At 69.0% G+C, this 16166-nt stretch carries 18 protein-coding genes and 1 pseudogene; 10 read left to right on the top strand and 9 right to left on the bottom strand.

The window, feature by feature from the left end; translation table 11 throughout:
• The first annotated feature begins 120 nt into the window (after positions 1–120).
• The gene (locus tag ACQP10_RS20970) at positions 121–1053 is read left to right on the top strand and encodes an alpha/beta hydrolase family protein (RefSeq protein ID WP_433539547.1); all 933 of its coding nucleotides are present in this window, start codon (positions 121–123) and stop codon (positions 1051–1053) included.
• Here ACQP10_RS20970 and ACQP10_RS20965 read toward each other — a convergent pair.
• The 3 genes from ACQP10_RS20965 to ACQP10_RS20955 all read right to left on the bottom strand — a co-directional run bounded on the left by ACQP10_RS20965 (position 1041) and on the right by ACQP10_RS20955 (position 3352).
• The gene (locus tag ACQP10_RS20965) at positions 1041–1235 is read right to left on the bottom strand and encodes an endo-1,4-beta-xylanase (RefSeq protein ID WP_433541931.1); all 195 of its coding nucleotides are present in this window, start codon (positions 1233–1235) and stop codon (positions 1041–1043) included. The genes ACQP10_RS20970 and ACQP10_RS20965 overlap by 13 nt on opposite strands.
• A gap of 231 nt (positions 1236–1466) precedes the next feature.
• On the bottom strand, positions 1467–2009 hold the full coding sequence (locus ACQP10_RS20960) for a hypothetical protein (protein ID WP_346021083.1): 543 nt from the start codon (positions 2007–2009) through the stop codon (positions 1467–1469).
• 131 nt (positions 2010–2140) lie between these two features.
• Positions 2141–3352, bottom strand: coding sequence for a sensor histidine kinase (locus ACQP10_RS20955; protein WP_433539546.1), 1212 nt, complete (start codon positions 3350–3352; stop codon positions 2141–2143).
• Here ACQP10_RS20955 and ACQP10_RS20950 point away from each other — a divergent pair.
• Positions 3326–3523, top strand: a complete 198-nt coding sequence (locus ACQP10_RS20950; RefSeq protein ID WP_386150587.1) for an HAD hydrolase-like protein — start codon at positions 3326–3328, stop codon at positions 3521–3523. The genes ACQP10_RS20955 and ACQP10_RS20950 overlap by 27 nt on opposite strands.
• Positions 3524–3833: 310 nt before the next feature.
• Here ACQP10_RS20950 and ACQP10_RS20945 read toward each other — a convergent pair whose 3' ends face one another.
• From ACQP10_RS20945 to ACQP10_RS20930, 4 genes are all read right to left on the bottom strand, one after another.
• The gene (locus tag ACQP10_RS20945; RefSeq protein ID WP_433539545.1) at positions 3834–4013 is read right to left on the bottom strand and encodes a hypothetical protein; all 180 of its coding nucleotides are present in this window, start codon (positions 4011–4013) and stop codon (positions 3834–3836) included.
• 226 nt (positions 4014–4239) lie between these two features.
• The gene (locus ACQP10_RS20940) at positions 4240–5124 is read right to left on the bottom strand and encodes an NAD(P)-dependent oxidoreductase (RefSeq protein ID WP_386150580.1); all 885 of its coding nucleotides are present in this window, start codon (positions 5122–5124) and stop codon (positions 4240–4242) included.
• A 32-nt stretch (positions 5125–5156) separates the two neighbouring features.
• Entirely contained in the window at positions 5157–6605 is a 1449-nt protein-coding gene (locus ACQP10_RS20935; RefSeq protein ID WP_433539544.1) for an MFS transporter, read from the bottom strand.
• A 69-nt stretch (positions 6606–6674) separates the two neighbouring features.
• A complete protein-coding gene (locus ACQP10_RS20930) occupies positions 6675–7121 on the bottom strand; it encodes a carboxymuconolactone decarboxylase family protein (RefSeq protein ID WP_346021087.1) in 447 nt (148 codons plus the stop codon).
• Positions 7122–7249: 128 nt separating this feature from the next.
• On the opposite strand from ACQP10_RS20930, the gene ACQP10_RS20925 reads away from it, so the two are divergent.
• On the top strand, positions 7250–8140 hold the full coding sequence (locus ACQP10_RS20925) for a LysR family transcriptional regulator (RefSeq protein ID WP_433539543.1): 891 nt from the start codon (positions 7250–7252) through the stop codon (positions 8138–8140).
• 416 nt (positions 8141–8556) lie between these two features.
• Here ACQP10_RS20925 and ACQP10_RS20920 read toward each other — a convergent pair whose 3' ends face one another.
• Positions 8557–9873 (bottom strand): cytochrome D1 domain-containing protein, encoded by a 1317-nt coding sequence (locus tag ACQP10_RS20920; protein ID WP_433539542.1) that lies wholly within the window; start codon positions 9871–9873, stop codon positions 8557–8559.
• Between the two features lie 296 nt (positions 9874–10169).
• Between ACQP10_RS20920 and ACQP10_RS20915 the strand changes: the two genes are divergently transcribed.
• On the top strand, positions 10170–10532 hold the full coding sequence (locus ACQP10_RS20915) for a DUF6245 family protein (protein ID WP_433539541.1): 363 nt from the start codon (positions 10170–10172) through the stop codon (positions 10530–10532).
• 20 nt (positions 10533–10552) lie between these two features.
• Here ACQP10_RS20915 and ACQP10_RS20910 read toward each other — a convergent pair whose 3' ends face one another.
• Positions 10553–11254 carry an N-acetyltransferase family protein gene (locus tag ACQP10_RS20910; RefSeq protein ID WP_433539540.1) on the bottom strand — a complete coding sequence of 234 codons (702 nt, stop codon included), beginning with the start codon at positions 11252–11254 and terminating at the stop codon, positions 10553–10555.
• Between the two features lie 192 nt (positions 11255–11446).
• Between ACQP10_RS20910 and ACQP10_RS20905 the strand changes: the two genes are divergently transcribed.
• The 6 genes and pseudogenes from ACQP10_RS20905 (at position 11447) to ACQP10_RS20880 (ending at position 16122) form a co-directional block, all read left to right on the top strand.
• The gene (locus ACQP10_RS20905; RefSeq protein ID WP_433539539.1) at positions 11447–11923 is read left to right on the top strand and encodes a hypothetical protein; all 477 of its coding nucleotides are present in this window, start codon (positions 11447–11449) and stop codon (positions 11921–11923) included.
• Between the two features lie 574 nt (positions 11924–12497).
• Entirely contained in the window at positions 12498–12731 is a 234-nt protein-coding gene (locus ACQP10_RS20900) for a hypothetical protein (protein WP_433539538.1), read from the top strand.
• A gap of 91 nt (positions 12732–12822) precedes the next feature.
• Positions 12823–13589, top strand: a pseudogene (locus ACQP10_RS20895) (transposase family protein).
• A gap of 150 nt (positions 13590–13739) precedes the next feature.
• Positions 13740–14282, top strand: a complete 543-nt coding sequence (locus ACQP10_RS20890; RefSeq protein ID WP_433539537.1) for a DUF6461 domain-containing protein — start codon at positions 13740–13742, stop codon at positions 14280–14282.
• A 182-nt stretch (positions 14283–14464) separates the two neighbouring features.
• Entirely contained in the window at positions 14465–14698 is a 234-nt protein-coding gene (locus ACQP10_RS20885; protein WP_433539536.1) for a hypothetical protein, read from the top strand.
• An 854-nt stretch (positions 14699–15552) separates the two neighbouring features.
• Positions 15553–16122: a dihydrofolate reductase family protein gene (locus tag ACQP10_RS20880; RefSeq protein WP_433539535.1), complete on the top strand. Its 570-nt coding sequence runs from the start codon at positions 15553–15555 to the stop codon at positions 16120–16122.
• Positions 16123–16166: the final 44 nt, after the last annotated feature.

The raw sequence follows: 16166 nt of genomic DNA, 5'->3' as shown, positions 1-16166 counted from the left end.
CCGTATTGTCGAAAACGGGACAGCGTCCCGCTTGCACATCATGCCAGAGCCAAGGCCCGACGGCCAAGCCCTGCCCTCTCCCACGCCCACCTGCGGCAACTCCACCCGGAAGGCACTACCATGCCCGCATCGCCCACCGCCCCCGTCGTGTCGGTCAGGCCGGTCGTCCTGCCCGCCCCCGGACGGGGCCAGGACCTCCAGGTCCGCGTCTCGGCCCCCGCCACCGGCGACCATCTGCCCGTCGTCGTCCTGTCACACGGCCACGGCTGGTCCATGGACGGCTACGCCCCCCTGGCCGACCACTGGGCCGCCCACGGCTTCGCCGTCCTGCAACCCACCCACCTCGACTCCCGCACCCTCGCCCTCCCCGCCGACGACCCCCGCACCCCCCACATCTGGCGCATCAGGGTCGAAGACCTCAGGCGCGTCATCGACAGCCTCGACGTCCTGGAAGCAGCCCTGCCGGGACTGGCCGGACGCGTGGACCACGACCGCCTGGCCGTCGCCGGGCACTCCTGGGGAGCCCACAGCGCCAGCATGCTCCTCGGCGCCCGCATCCTGGACGCCCACGGCCGCCCAGGCCAGGACCTGTCCGACCCCCGCGTCACGGCCGGCGTGCTGCTCGCCCTGCCCGGCACGGGCGGCCAGGACCTGTCGCCCTTCGCCGCCGAGCACCTGCCCTTCATGAACCCCGCCTTCGAGTTCATGACCACCCCGGCCCTGCTGGTCGCCGGCGACAAGGACGACTCGCCGCTGTCGCTGCGGGGACCGGACTGGTTCACCGACGGCTACCACCTGAGCCCCGGCGCCAAGAGCCTGCTGACGCTGTTCGGCGCCGAGCACACCCTCGGCGGCGTCGCCGGACACCAGGTCGCCGAGACGACCGACGAGAGCCCCGAACGCCTGGCCCTGCTGCAGCGGCTCACCACGGCCTACCTGCGCAGCGCCCTGACCTCCGGCGACCTCGCATGGCCCGACGCCCGCGCCGCCCTGGAATCGGCCCCCCACCCCCTGGGCCGGATCGACGGCAAGCAGGCCGATCAGCCGGCCTGACGGGTGCCGACCGGCTCGACATGACCGACGTCGTCGATCGGCACGCCCTGGGCCCGCAGGTCGCGTACGAGGTTGTGGAGGCCGGCCCGCTTGGGGGTGCTCCACTCGACGCTGAAGTCGTTGATGTAGAGCTTGGCAGAGGGGCCGGCGGCCCTGGCCCACCGGAAGGCGGCACGGCGAATGCACTCGCGGGCGCGACTTCACCGTGCCGGCTGCCACCCGCGGGGAGTCCGGTACCCCTTCGAGATCGCGGAGCACCAGGATCGCGCGGCGCTCGGGGGAGTGGCGCTCCGGCACATCCGCGCGCTCCACGTCCTGGCGCGACGGCAGTTCGTGCTGATCGCCACTGCCGCCACGGCCGTTCTCGCACCTGCTCTGTTTCGCCGTGGTCGCGAGCATCGTGATCGGCGGGCTCAGCTCCAGGTCGCCCGCTTGAGAATCGTGCCGAGCCGGCTGTCGCTCCACTGGTCGAAGATGAGGATCTTCGACTTGGGCAGGTGCCAGATCCGCTCCTGATAGGAGACGCCGGTCCGCTTGGCCGACTGCGTCGAGCAGCCGACGCGCCAGACGCGGTAGGTGGCCTTGTGTCCCGCACCGACCGGGCGGAGACCACGGGCGACGAGCTTGCCGGGGAAGTCCTCCACGTAGCGCTTGTCGGGTGCGCAGGCCGCGAGCCCGTTGCCCGGGTGGTACGGCTCCTCGGGGTCGTAAGGGTTGCCGTGGCGGGCCAGGGAGATGCCCTCCGGCCCGACGAGGTAGAACCCACGGCACTCGACGGCGAGCCGGCCGCAACCGCCGGTCTTGACGTGGATGCCCCACATGTCTTCTTTCCCGACTTTCCAGGTCTTGGGGATCTGGAGCGTCATGCCGCGGAAGGTCAGCGGCTTGGTCGCCACGCTCTGCGCGGGTGCGCCGGTGAACAGGAGGGAGGCGGTCACAACCAGGGTCGTCAACATGATCCCGAGGCTAGGGAAGCCCGCTTGTGGTTCGGCTGCAACGCTCTTGTAGCGCGCTCGAACGGCCACGCTGGGCTCGGCCTGCCGTCAACGAAGCTGCTACCAGGTACACGCGATCGCATTGAGCCTGTTCAGCAGCTTCCGTCGCTGAGCGGAAGACCCGACGGAACGACGGTGTCGTCCGGTGTCGCCATGCTCTCACCACCAGGTCTGACGCGATCGCGTGTACCTGGTGACACGAGTCTTAACGGCACCCCATCAACGAGTGGTTGTGGCTTCGCCGCCTCGCCTACGCGGCTGACACTGACGGACGCGGTGGCGGCGCGGCCGTGCCTGGCGGTGTTGGTGAGGGCCTCGGCGGCGATGAAGTAGGCGGTGCTCTCGACCGCGACGGGAAGGTGGCCCGGTTCGGCCATCGTGACCTGGCAGAGTACGGGGCAGTCGGCCGCCAGCGAGGTGAGGGCACCGGCCAGGCCGTGCTCTTCCAGCACCGGCGGCAGGATCCCCCGGATCACGGTCCGGAGCTCGCCGAGCGCCTGTTCGGCGGCGCTCTGGGCGCGGTCGATGGCTCCCTCCGCGCTCGCGGGATCGCGCGTCAGCGCATCGCGCGCCACGCCGAGGAGCACGGCCACGCCGATGAGCCGGTTCTGGGTGCCATCATGCAGCGCCCGCTCGATGCGGCGCAGTTCGGCGGCGTGCGCCCGCAGGGCGCCCGCGCGGGTCACCGACAGCCGGGCGAGGCGTTCCGACAGGTCCACCGACGGGTGCGGGCCGAGCAGCCGTAGCCCCGGCAGGGCCTGCAGGCGAGCCATCGCCGGGCCGAGACCGACGAGGACGGCCGCCCAGCTGACGCCCATCAGGCTGACCGCCAGCGCGGCCGGCCAGGTGTGCACGGGAAAGCCCAGGGACGTTCCGGTCTCGTCGGGTGGAAGCAGCCGCCACCACAGCGGGAAGCTCAGGTCACGCACGGCCAGGACCGGCAGCACGACTCCCAGAAGGCCCAGCAGCAGGCCCATGCTGGCGTGGCAGGCGAGCCAGCGCAGGTCACGCCAGGTCGCCGGGTCATGGACGGCCGCGCGGGTGCGGCCGGCCCAGCCGGTGGCGGGGCGGGCGGCGTACGGGCTGATCACCTGGTGCCGCCATCGGCCGAGCCGCGCGCGCTCACGTTCGGCGACCAGCCGTACCAGCGAGACCGTGAACGGCAAGAGCAGCAGTCCGACCCCCACCACGCTCGCCGCCACCGCCACCGCCACCGCCACCGCGAGCCCGGCCACGGCGAACAACGCGAGCAGGCCCGTTCCCAGACCTCCGGCGAGCTGAACCTCGACCTGTCCAAGAGCCATCTGATCGGCGATCGGCCATCGGACATCGCGGCCGCACAGTCCGCCGGCGTTCGGCCGATTCTGGTTCGCACCGGAGACGGGCGGGCCACAGAGCAGGCCTGGGGCGACGCTCCTGTCTGCTCCGTCGTCGATGATCTTGTAGCCGCGGCAGTCGAGGTGGTCGGCGGCTGACCTCACCCACTTGTCGAGTGAAGCGTGGCAAGAGGGTTCGCCGGGGCATGGTCAGCGCGGACGGACGGGGCGTGGTGTCGCATGCCGGGTCGGTCTGTTGCGGGAGACGGTCACAGAGACCGGCTCGGTCAACGAGGCCACGGCCGCGTTGCAGGACACGTTTGATACCACAGCCAGGCGGGCCTATGCGACGGGACTGCTCGCGCCGATGCGGCCGACTTCCGGTGTCGACGACGGCGAGCCGCTCGTCCAAGCCGGTGGCGAAGCCGGGGTGGTGCCGGTGCCAGTCGTCCTCGGACGACTCGGTCACTCATTCGGACGGAAAAGCTCCCGTGGGCGGCCCCGGCTGCACGAGGGAGTAGATGATGACGTCCATGTCGTATGCCTGCGGCGGCGTGACCTGGGCGATCGCCGTGTTCTCGGCGTAAGACCTGCCCTGCTGCGCCTGCCGGAGCTCGTCCTGCCGTTCGGCCAGTGGTCCTGGTGACACTGGCGGCCGGCTTCGTGCGTCGGATCGAACAACGGCGCACTCGGCGCGGCCCCGCCCAAGGGCCAGTCGACCAGGGTCGAGAAGCCGGCCACGCACAACGGCACTACGGCCACGTACGCGACGGTCGGCACCAGGCGGCTGGGAACGACAACTCACGACCGTTGAAGAGGCGAGCCCACCGGTACGCTCACTCCGAAGCGGCCCCATGAACTCGCCCCTCCCCTTCTCAGCCGGAGGATGAGGTCGGCTTGCCGAGCACCTCGGTGAGAGCTGAGATGCTGTGGTCTCCGTGGCCGGCCTCGGCGGCTCGCCTCAGCAGGTCGTTCAGCGGGCCGAGCCAGGTCACGTCGACGTTCGTCTCCCGGGCGAGGTCTTCGTCGTGGGCCGCTCCGGCCAGGAAGAGGTTCACGGAGGAGGCGGCGTCGCTGTAGTCACCGCTGTCGATCTCCTTGGCGTACACCGGGAGCAGGGACTTGATCATGTCCAGCCACTTGCCGGTGAAGCGCACCATGCTGCCCGCGTGCAGCCCGCGTGCCCGGAGGGCGGCGGCGCCCTGGAAGAAGCCGACGAGGGTGGGCAGCAGGAGGGCGCCCACCGCCATCTCGTACAGGGCGGCCAGGTCGATCTCGTCGCCAAGGTGGACGGTGTCGCCGCCCAGTATCGTCAGCGTCGGCTCGCAGGCATCGAAGACGGCCTTGTCACCACTGTAGTAGATCAGGGTGTCCGGCGCCCCCACGGCCGCGGGCACGTTCTTGACCGCGCCGTCGAGGTAGCGGGCCGCGTGGGCGTCGGCCCAGGCGGCCGTCTCCCTGGCACCGGCCGGGGATCCGCTGTTCAGGGTGACCAGGGTGCGCCCCGACAGGGCGGCGGCGACCGGCTGCAGGACCTGGCGGGTGTCTTCGTACGTGGTCAGGCAGGTGATGATCAACGGGCTCGCGGCCACGGCGTCCTCGATCGCCTCCGCGTGGATCGCGCCCTTGGAGGCGAGGCGTGCGGCCTTGTGCGACGTACGGTTCCACACCGTCGTGGGGTGCCCAGCCCTGATGAACGCCTCGGCGATGGCCGTACCCATCGAGCCCAGCCCGATGACGGTCACGTTGTCGTCTGTCATTGCGTGTTCCTTGGTGATGCGTGGTGGTTGGGTCAGTGGTGAACGGGCACCGAGTGCTTGCCGGTGCCCTGCGGGGACGTCTTTTTGTCCCGGTGCAGCAGCAGGAGCAGCGCCGTCGCGAGCCCGGCCAGCGCGAAGACCGCGGTGGCCAGGAAGCCCGCCTGGAACCCGTCGTTCAAGCCCTTGGCGTCGGCGCCCGTCGTGGAGGCGAAGGCGACCGACGAGGCGATCGCGATGCCGAGCGCGGCTCCGATCTGGAAGACGGCGTTGTTGATGCCGGAGACCAGGCCGGACTCCTCGGGCTTGGCGCCGGTGAGCGAGGCGATGGAGGCTGCGACGTTGGTGCTGCCGATTCCGGAGCCGAAGACGACCAGGCCGAAGAACAGGTCGCTCCAGTAGCCGCCGTCGGGGTCGATCTGGGTCAGCAGCAGCAGGCCGCCGGCCAGCAGCGTCATGCCTGCGATCGCGATGGGCTTGTAGCCGACCTTGGCGACCAGCCGGGCGCTGACGTTCGCGCCGATGATCGACATGACCGCGTAGATCGCGGTGCTGAGCCCGAACTTCACCGCGCTGTAGCCGAGGACCTGCTGGGCGTAGAGCGACGTGATGAGCGCCCCGCCGTACACCGTCATGGCGACGATGAGCATCAGGATGTTGCCGCCGACCACGGTCGGTGAGCGGAAGATCCGCAGCGGCACCAGCGGGGCCTGCGACCGGTTCTCGATCACGGTGAAGATCACGAGCAGTACGGCGGCGCCGATGAGCAGGCCGATGGTCTGGCCGCTGCCCCAGCCGACCAGCGGCGCCTCGGAGACGGCGTAGACCAGCAGGGCGATGGCGGCGGTGATGGTCACCGCGCCCGCCGGGTCGAAGCGGCGGCGGCCGTCCTGGACCGGCGTCGTCTTGAGCAGACGGGGGCCGAAGACCAGGACCGCCACGACGACCGGGACGTTGATGTAGAAGATCCACTCCCAGCCGAGCCCGTCGGTGATCGGGCCGCCGATGAGCAGCGCCGCGGTCGCGCCGAAGGCGCCGACGCCGGTCCAGATGCCCAGTGCCTTGTTGCGCTCGGGCCCCTCGGCGAAGGTGTGCATGAGCACCGCCATCGCGGTCGGCGTCATGATCGCGGCGGCGACGCCCTGGACGACCCTGGCAGTGATCAGCACCGAGTCGTTCCAGGCCAGGCCGCACAGCACTGAGGCGAGGCCGAACAGGGCGGTGCCGAGCAGGAACATCCGGCGGCCGCCGAGCAGGTCGGCGGTGCGCCCGCCGAACATCAGCAGGCCGCCGAAGCTCAGCAGGTACGCGCTCATCCCCCACTGGACGCCGCCCGGGGAGAAGCCGAGTTCGCTCTCGATGGAGGGCAGGGCCAGCATGACGATCTGGGAGTCGACGATGACCATGAAGAAGGACGCCACCAAGAGGGTCAGCGCCAGCCATCTCCGAGGGTCGGGGGCTTCCAGGGGTTCGCGAGGTGTCATCTTTTCCTCTTCTGGGATGTATCAGGGCAGCGCGAAGCCGCCCCGTGGGGATGTCAGGCCTGGTGAGGCCTAGTGCGGAGGGGGGACCCTCGCGGTCAGGCACATGCGATCGAGCGCGTTCGCGACGGACACGGCCATGATCAGATTCGCGAGGTTGTAGGGACCGAGCAGGTTCTCCGCCGCGCCGTACACGTCATCGGGCACGCCGTCGGCCGGAAGCTTGGTCATCGTTTCGGCGAGAGCCAGGGCGGCACGTTCCGAGTCGGTGAACCGGCGCGAGTCGCGCCAGCCCGCCAGCTCGTTGAGCCGCTCCTGCCGCTCGCCCAGGCGGATCGCCTCCGCGGAGCGCAGGGCCAGGAAGTACGCGCAGCCGTTGAGCTGGGCGACCCGGATGCGCGCCAGTTCGCGCAACCGGTCATCGCACAACCCCTCGCGCCGCAGCACGTCCTCCAGCGCGGTGATCAGGCGGGCGGCTCGTGGCGACGCTTCCGCCAGTTCGATGCGCTGCCTGGTCATCGTGTGGTTCAGCCCTTCGTCGCCGTCGGTGGTCGTCTGCCTGAAGCAGTGTGAATCCGGCAGATGGTCATGAACAACGGCAAAGTTCTCACCGTTCGGTAAGGTGCCCTTACCGAAAGGGGGTGCCGGTGAACTGGCAGGAGCTGGAGACGTTCCTGGTGCTGGCCGAAGAGCTGCATTTCGGCCGCACGGCCGACCGCCTGCACGTGTCACGCGCCCGGGTCAGCCAGATGACCCAGGCGCTGGAACGCCGGGTCGGCGGCCCGCTGTTCGAGCGCACCAGCCGCCGGGTGGCCCTGACCCCCTTGGGCAGGCAACTGCGCGAAGACCTCGGTCCGCATTGCCACGGGATTCTCGAAGCCGTGGCCAAGGCGTCGCATACCGCGCGCGGCATCGGCGAGGTGCTGCGCGTGGGCTTCTCCAGCCCGCTGGCCAGCGAGCGGGTCATGAACGTCGTCGAGGCGTTCCGGGCCTCGCATCCGGGGTGTGAGGTGCAGATCCGCGAAGTCCACCTGTCAGACAGGTACAGCGCGCTGCGCCGGGGCGAGCTGGACCTCCAGGTGATCGAACTGCCCGTGGACGAGCCCGATCTGACCGTGGGCCCGGTGCTCGTGCGCGACCGGACCATGCTCGCCGTCTCCGCCTCGCACCGCCTGGCCGGCCGTACGTCGATCTCCGTCGAGGATCTCGCGGGTGAGAACCTGCGGCTCATCGACGGCATGCCGGGCTATTTCCAGGCGAGTCACATGCCTGATCGCACCCCGGCCGGGCGGCCCATCCATCACTCGACAACCACGAAGTACTGGCAGGAACTGCTCGCCCTCGTTGCGGCGGGCGAGGGCGTCACGATTGCCGCCGCCCAGGGCACCCGTTACTATCCACGGCCCAACCTGGTCTACGTCCCGTTCCACGACGTCGGGCCGTTCGAGTACGCGCTGATATGGCGTACGGCGAGCGTCTCCGCCAAGGCCCTGGCCTTCGCCAGGGTGGCAGTGGAGACGCACGCCTCCAAGGCCTGAGTCCGGCAGGCGGTCAGACCACTTGATCAACGATCTTTGGAACGCCGCGCCGCCCTGTTCGACATGACCGGTGACGAGGACGTCCGGCGGAGTGCCACGTTTCCACCGGCGCCGAAGCGCACATGTCGTCAGGCGCGCCGAACCCAGGTGCCGACGTTGGCGGTCGGCGTTCTGAGAGGGCGTTACGCAGGTTGATGTCCTTTACGTCGCTTGTGCTCGGAAGGGCGTGCCGGCCAAGGGATCTGCGGGGCTACGATCGAGGCTGATCGAACAATCCGGGCTCTTAACTACTAACTTGCTCCGCGCTTCCCGCTCTTTCGGCGCCCCGGGCCGAGGTCTTCCAGCCGTCGGCGGGCCCGGCGGTCAAGGTCGTCCGAGCGCAGCGAGGAGCGGCCTTGAGGGGCGGGACGCGACGGCTACGCTCGGCCCCCGCCGGGGCGGCCGGCAAGGGGTGACCTGCCTGCGGCTGCAGCGGAGCGGCATCGGCCGTGAGGACGGAAACGAGAACCGGATGCGGGCCGCCTCACACCCCTTGAGCCAGGAGTGCGCCGGCTTGATGAGACGCCGATCGCGGCCAGGCTATGGGTGCTGTGCCGGATGGAGCGGACCTGCTCGGCGGCCGCCGGCGGGTGTCGCTGACCGGTGGCCGCCGTGCCGCGGATCGGGGCCGTGGCCGTGGCCGTGGCCGTGGCCGTCGTGAGGCTTTGCGATGGGTCGCCGTCGGAGGGGGCCGGATGACGGATGGCGACCACACCGACGGGCTGGTCACCGACGGCGATGGTGTCCACGACGGTGTTGGCGGCGGTGTCGACCACCGAGACGGTGTCGGACACCAGATTGGCCACATACAGCCGGGAGCCGTCGGAGGTGACGGCCAGATCACGCGGACTGCCCCCGACCCCGATGACGGCGACGACCTGCGGAGCCGCGGTGTCGATCACCGAGACGGTATCCAAGTAGGCGCTGCTGACGTAGGCGCGGGCACCATCGGGGCTGAACGTGACGAAGCGGGGACTCTTGCCGGTGTCCAGCCCGGCGGTGGGCTCACCCGTCGCGGTGTCGATCACATTCACGACGCTGCGTTGCAGCTCTGCGACGTACAGCCGCCGTCCGTCGGGGGAGACCTGCGCCCCCCACAGACCGCCGCTGAGGGTGATGGTGCCGGCCACCGTGCCGGCGGTGGTGTCGACCACGGCCACCGACCCCGACAGGAAGTCGGTGACGTAGGCGCGCCGGCCGTCGGGGCTGACCGTCACGTCCACGGGGGTGATGCCCGTGTCGACGGTGCCGATGAGCGTGCCGGTGGTGACATCGACCACCGACAGACTGCCGCCGCCGAAGTCGGCGACGTAGGCCCGCCGGCCGTCGGGACTGACGGCCACGCCGATGGGAGCCTTGCCGACGGGGATGGCGGCCACGGCGCCGGTGGCGGTGTCGATCACCGACAGTTTCCCGGAGACGAAGTCGGTGACGTAAAGACGGCGGCCGTCGGGGCCGGCGGCGATCCTGCCCGGGCTGTCGCCGACGCGGAAGGTGCGCATGACTTTGCCGGCCGCGTCATCGATCACCGAGATGGTGCCGGCGGCGTAGTTGGTGACATAGATCAACTCCCGGCCGCTCAGACCGGCAGGATCGGCCGAGGCGGCGGAGACCGGCGCCACCGGTGCTGCGACCAGGAGCGCGGCCAGGGCCCGGCATGCCCAGAGCCGGCCCCGTCCTCGCCGGACGCGCATTGAGCTCCAGGGGGCCCTCCAGGCGTTCCTCACCCGCTCGCGCAGCATCGCAGCTCCCGATATCAGTGGTGACCTGCACTTTCCTACTCCTCACCGGTCACCTGCCAAGAGTCCGACATCCACCGGTTCCGATCCCGGCCAGGTGCTTGACCCGCTCTTCACCCCCACGGCTGCCCGGCCTCGCTTGGGTTCCCCCGGCTCTGGGGGCCGCCGTCTCACGCGCTCGCGCGTAGGCGCCGCTCGAAACGCTCGAAACCCTCTGGTGCCCCGGGCTGGGGCCTCTACGGTGGCCCCTCATGGATCTCCCCCCGCTTTCTGATGAGCCCGCCTCCGCCGCCCAGCTCGCCGCCGCCCTGGCCGCACTCGGCCTGTACGACGGCACCGGTACCGCCGATGAGCACGCCACCGAGGCCGCCCGCCCCGGTGGGGAGGGGCCGTACCGGATGCGGCTGGCCAACGCGCTGCTCGGCGCGGTGCAGGTCGAGGCGATCCGACCTGATCGGCGAGAACTGACCGGCGCGACCCGGGTCACCTTCGACCGCTATCCCATCGCAGGTCAGAGGCCTGAAGCCGTACGCCCAGCCGTCACCTCGACCGGGCCGGTGACGGCTGGGCGTACGGCTCGCCGCGTTGCTGCGGGGCCTGGACCCAACGGCTGAGGCGAACGCCGTGGCGCTGATCAGCCCGCGCCCAGTCCCTTGCCGAGCAGCAGCCCGTGGTCACCGAATCCGGCCGAAGAGTAGAAGTCGACGGCGTCCTCGTTCGGCGCGAAGATCACCGCAAGGAGGAACTCGACGCCGCGGTCCCTGGCGGTCTGCTCAGCCGCGGCCAGCAAAGCCCGACCGACACCTTGACCACGATGGCGGTCAAGAACCACAGTGTGGACCTCCGCGGTGCGGCGCGGAATCAGGATCTGATGGTCGGGAGGCGCCGATCGCAGGACGACCTCCGCCATACCCGCTGCCTCGCCCTCCACCTCGGCCACGAGCAGCAGGTCATCCTGCCCGTCGCGCAGACGACTCTCGAAGTAGCCGCGCACCACATCGCCGTCCGGTCGGCGATGGACCGACGGGCCAAGCCCAACGTGATGCTCCGCGTTCGCCATGCGTAGCTCGACGAGCGCGGAAACATCTTCCAACTTCGCACTTCGGATCGAAACGGCCACGTAGAACCCTCCATCAGCGATCTTGTAGAGAGACTGCCTGCGATCAACTTGTACGGCGCTGTCACGCACCATATGCCGCGAGATGGCAACGTAACGTTTCAGATCTCGTCGTCGTCTTGCGGCGTCGGGGTCGCGGGTGGCGCCGGAGGCCGGCTCGGGCAGAGCAAAACGGCCCGGCGCGCCCGCCAGGCCGCAGTCCGGCACGCCGTCCGGCACGCCGGCCGGTCGTAGACCGCGTCCCGGCGGAACCCCACGCCGGGCAGGAACCACAGGCCGCAGACCGGCAGAACCGGCCGACCTCGGCCGCCCGGCCGCGGGCCAGAGCGGTGCCGAGTCGCACGATCTCGGCGTAGCGGCGTCGCCGGCGCGCGGCCGCGGCCCGGCCGTCGCCGTCCGCATCCGCAGGACGTGGCCGACCTGATCGGTGAAGCGGCCGCCATTCGCTTACGCCGGCCCATCAGTCCGCAATCTTGGATGTGGTGGCGCGATGCGGCCCGCGTCGCCGCCGTCCTCGGACCGCTGGTTCTGCTGATCCAGCAGTTCCCCGCGGCTGTCCGGGACATTGGGATGTATGTCCAGCGAGGACCGGAGCCAGGGGTGCTATCGACGGGGGACGTCGTCGAGCAGACACTCCGGCTCCTGGTCTACGTCGCCGTCATGGTGCTCGTCTGGCATGACCACAGGTGGATCGCGGCCGGCCTGGCTTGGGCATGGACCACCTGGTTCGGCGCGGACATGATCATTTCGAGTTCGTACAGCTGGCGTTTCAGTGAGCTGCTCCCTCTTGGGCTGCTCCTTCTTCCGTACGTGGCCGTGGCCGTACTCCTGACGGGCGCCACCCGTCCACAACTCGGGGTGCAACGAGTTGCCGCCGCAGAATCCTGATCTGGTTCGCCATCGTGCTGGGGGCCATCACGACCATTCAGCTGTGGCCTGCCGGGGGACTTCTGTCGGGGATGTTGGTTCCGCCCTGTCTGGCGGCGATCATCTGCGGGTTGGTCGCACGATCCCCGCGAGGGCGCAGGAGCATGGTGCTACTCGCCCCCGTCTTTCTTCCCATTGTGCTGATGGGCGTCCTCTTTGTAGCGACGTGGTCGTGGTGGGCGGAGGGATCCGGTACCGGCGTCACGCAGGGGATAGTCGTGATGTGTGCAGCCCTGGCCGTCTTTGTGATCACTGTCTACCTCGCCGGCAGACGCCAGGTCGCCAGTGCGCCGCCACGCGAAGCGGCCCGACCATGACCAAGTCGTGCTCGCGGGCGAACGGGATGAATGCGATGGCCAGAGGGATCGCGTGAGTCGCACGTTTGTGGGATGGTTCGCCAGCCTCTCGCTGCTGGCGGGGATCGTTGCGGCGATCTGGGGGCTGGCGTCTGCGATCGAAGGTGCTGGGCAGGCGCACGGAGTGGTGGCCGTGCATTTGCACGGACATACCCCACAAGCTTCCTCTTGAGGTGTCGATGGGCTCGGACATCTCAGTGGCAGGCGCCTTGTACGCCATCGGGGATGGCACGCTGCGGGCAGCGAACTCCACCGTCGTCGTGCAGGTCGCCGCGCACGGCGATGACCTTCTGATGGGTATCTGCGCGTTTGCGGCGGGCGTCCTGCTGTACCGGCTCTTTCGATCGTTCCTGCCAAGGGCAGCCGTGAACCTTTTCCACCCTCTGGGGACGGGCCTACTGGTCACAGCATGATCGCGACTCTGACGTTCGCCTGATGGCGTAGAAAGCTCCTGGTAGACGGATTGATCACCACGCCCAGACCCGTCACGACCAGGAGCTACCGGTGCTGTTCTACCGTGCCGCGGTCGATGTGTCGCGTTCAACGCTGAACTACGTGGCCGGGCTGATCCGCCGGCGCCGCAAGGCGATCGGATCGATCTGGCGGCGGCTGAACCCAGGACAACAAGCCCTGCTCGTCTTGGTCTACCTGCGCAAAAGCGAGACATTCAGCGAACTCGCCGCCGGGTTCGGAGTGTCGACGGCAACCGCCTGGCGTTACGTGGAAGAGACGGTGAGGCTCTGTCGGCGCGGTCTCCGAAACTCCGGCAGGCGGTACGCAAAGCTAAGAAGGACGGACTGCACTATCTGGTGCTGGACGGCACGCTGATCCGCGCCGACCGGGTGAGAGCCGACCGGTCGTACTTCTCCGGCAAGCACCGCGTGCACGGGATGAACGTCCAGGTCATCGCCACCCCGGACGGGACGCTCCTGTGGACGTCCGGAGCGCTGCCCGGCAAGGCCCACGACCTGAGCGCCGCCCGGATCTGGGGCGTCCTGCGCGAGCTGGAGCGGGCCGGCGTCGTCACGCTCGCCGACAAGGCCTATCAGGGGGCGGAAAGCCCGGTCATCACCCCGTGCCGAGGGAGAAACAAGCCAGAGTCCCAGAAGCGGGCCAACCGGTCACACGCCTACTTTCGAGGCCCGGGTGAGCGGGCGAATGCCCAGCTCAAGAGCTGGTGCATCCTCCGCAGGCTTCGCTGCAGCCCTAACAAGGCCGGGCACCTGTGCAAGGCCATCGCCGTCCTGCAGAACCGCCGGATCGCTCAATGAGGAAAAGGTTCATTGTGTCGGTGGGCGCTGCGAGCATGACGGGATGATCGCGACCCCTGGCGACTACTCCCGGTTCCCCTCCGAGCACCTCCCCGATCTGGGGGTGCCTACTGCTTCACCTACGTCCGCGGCCTGACACCTGAGGAACTGGTGACCCGGCTCGGCGTCCGGGTCGAAGACTGCTCTCACATGACGCTTGATGAGCTGACGAGTACCGCCTACTCCGGCTACGACGGGAAGAGCATGTTCTTCGGCGTCACGGCTGTAGGCGACTGGGTACTCATCGTCGAGGCCAACGGCAGGCTCGGCGTCACCGACGAGATCATCGTGCCGCTGTCGGCGGGCACCCGCCTCGTCTCCCACTTCTACCTCGACATCAAGTGCATGGACTACTTCCACTGGATCGAAGACGGAAAGATCCGGTTCGAGTTCCAGCACCAGGACGGCTATTCCCACTGGATCAAAGACGGAAAGATCCAGCGCGAGTTCCCGCACTGGGAAGGCTACTCAGAGGAGATGCCGGACGAACTCGCGGAGACCATGGAGCGGATCGACTCCGTCTACCCTCCACACACCGACCCCAACGAAGGGCCGGCGTTCCTCCTGGCCGAGCGCCTCACCGGGATCACGATGACGCCGCAGCTGCTGGAGGAGGCCACCTACCTGTGCGGAGCCGTTCCTGATCCGAGGTGAGCAGAACCCACCGTCCGCGACCCCCGCGAGTTGGCCGTAGACGGTGGACCACTCCGCTGCAAGCTCCTGCGGGCTCCACGGTGCCGTTCTCCGCAGGCTTGCCGCACCAGGCCATCAGGATGAAAAAGCCTCCGTCTCTCGGGCGCAACCCGGCACGACCCACCTGGCTTGCGGCGCTCTGCTTGACCGTCGCCGCCGTTGCGCCACTCCTCCCGTTCCATGCTTCCTCGCTGGTCGTCGACAGACTCGGGTTCACGGGTAGTTGCCTGGCCGTCGCCGTCTATTCCGGAACTTCGGTGGTGCTCATTTTCGGGGTGGTCATCCTGTTCGCACTGGGCGAGCTGGCTCGCAATCGTCCGGAGTTGATGGAGATCTGCCACCGCGCCCTGAACGGCGATCACCAGCGTCATCAGTGACCACTCCGCCGAACTACTGCCAGCCACGAGTCGTGGTCGATAGCTGGTGGCGCTGCTCAAGACGCCTGCGTAGGCAGGCACCGAGACTGAGCACCGCTACTTGGTCGTTCATGGCTGAAAGATCGTTTACTGGACGGTTGATTCCTTACGGACATCCGCTCCTGACTGACAAGAGAACCTGGACGGCTCTCCTCGAAACCGTCCGGATCGAGGTGCCGTGCCGCAGGTCAGACCCTGCTCCATCCGCCAACGGCACCTGGAACGGACAGTTCTCCTCTTGTCTGCCTCCTCTCTTTGATCTTGCTGTCTTTGTCGTGTTGGTGATCTTCGTGGTGTCTCCGCCTTCTCCGGCTTGGCTTGTCGTGTGATCTTGGTGGGGTCTTCTCGCCTGTGCGGCCCGCTCTGCCGGCCCCGGCCGCCTCGGTCCCGCTCACCGCGGGCGGGCCGGACCGGCGCGCCCGCGGGGGCCTGGCCCGGCAAGTCGGACTTGACTACTAACTTGCTCCGCGCTTCCCGCTCTTTCGGCGCCCCGGGCCGAGGTCTTCCAGCCGTCGGCGGGCCCGGCGGTCAAGGCCGTCCGAGCGCGGCGAGGAGCGGCCTTGAGGGGCGGGACGCGACGGCTACGCTCGGCCCCCGCCGGGGCGACCGGCAGGACCGGGCGCCCGCGCAAAGTGGATCGGCAGCGGCGCCCTGTGCGGCTCTTCCCCACGGTCCGGTGCGGGACCGAAGAGGGGAGGCACCCCCCTGGGCGGGACGGAGCGCTGCGATCGGGCGCCGATGAGAAATGGCGCCGACAGCCGTCTAAGTAGACGTCCGGTGAAAACGCGCTGCGCGCATCAAGGGAGAACAACGAGATGAGACCACTTCGATACTCGATCAACGTCACGCTCGACGGCTGCTGCCATCACGAGGCAGGGCTCCCTCCGGACGAGGAGTCGATGCGTTACTGGACCGCTGAGATGGAGCGAGCCGATGCCCTGCTATTCGGCCGGGTGACCTACGAGATGATGGAGTCGGCGTGGCGGAAGCCGGCCACGGACACGTGGCCTGACTGGATGGATGAGCGGCAGATCCCGTTCGCCGAGACCATCGACCGGGCGAAGAAGTACGTCGTGTCGAGCACGCTGAGCGCGGTCGATTGGAATGCCGAGCTGGTGCGAGGCGACTTCGGGCAAGCGGTTCAGCGGCTCAAGCAGGAGTCAGGCGAGGGCCTGTGGGTGGGTGGCGTGACGCTCCCCCTGGCGTTGGCAGAGCTGGGACTGATCGACGAGTACGAGTTCCTTGTGCAGCCGGTCCTTGCCGGACACGGGCCGACGTTGCTCGCCGGTCTGCGCGAGCGCATCCAGCTCGAGCCCGTGGACCGCCGTGAGTTCCGGTCGGGGGCGGTCGCCCTGCGATACCGGCCCACGCGAGTTACGGCTTGACGTGATTTATCCTGGCACGTTGGCCGCTCCCTCGCGACGGCACG

It is taken from the genome of Streptosporangium sandarakinum (assembly GCF_050942225.1).
Classification (GTDB): domain Bacteria; phylum Actinomycetota; class Actinomycetes; order Streptosporangiales; family Streptosporangiaceae; genus Streptosporangium; species Streptosporangium nondiastaticum.
Note: the sequence above shows the minus strand (reverse complement) of the source record. Positions and strands in the feature narration are given on the sequence as shown.

Coding starts and splice junctions, on each gene's coding strand:
- ACQP10_RS20970 (WP_433539547.1), top strand. CDS start 121: ATGCCCGCATCGCCCACCGCCCCCGTCGTGTCGGTCAGGCCGGTCGTC.
- ACQP10_RS20960 (WP_346021083.1), bottom strand. CDS start 2,009: ATGTTGACGACCCTGGTTGTGACCGCCTCCCTCCTGTTCACCGGCGCA.
- ACQP10_RS20955 (WP_433539546.1), bottom strand. CDS start 3,352: ATGGCTCTTGGACAGGTCGAGGTTCAGCTCGCCGGAGGTCTGGGAACG.
- ACQP10_RS20940 (WP_386150580.1), bottom strand. CDS start 5,124: ATGACAGACGACAACGTGACCGTCATCGGGCTGGGCTCGATGGGTACG.
- ACQP10_RS20935 (WP_433539544.1), bottom strand. CDS start 6,605: ATGACACCTCGCGAACCCCTGGAAGCCCCCGACCCTCGGAGATGGCTG.
- ACQP10_RS20930 (WP_346021087.1), bottom strand. CDS start 7,121: ATGACCAGGCAGCGCATCGAACTGGCGGAAGCGTCGCCACGAGCCGCC.
- ACQP10_RS20920 (WP_433539542.1), bottom strand. CDS start 9,873: ATGCGCGTCCGGCGAGGACGGGGCCGGCTCTGGGCATGCCGGGCCCTG.
- ACQP10_RS20915 (WP_433539541.1), top strand. CDS start 10,170: ATGGATCTCCCCCCGCTTTCTGATGAGCCCGCCTCCGCCGCCCAGCTC.
- ACQP10_RS20900 (WP_433539538.1), top strand. CDS start 12,498: ATGGGCTCGGACATCTCAGTGGCAGGCGCCTTGTACGCCATCGGGGAT.
- ACQP10_RS20880 (WP_433539535.1), top strand. CDS start 15,553: ATGAGACCACTTCGATACTCGATCAACGTCACGCTCGACGGCTGCTGC.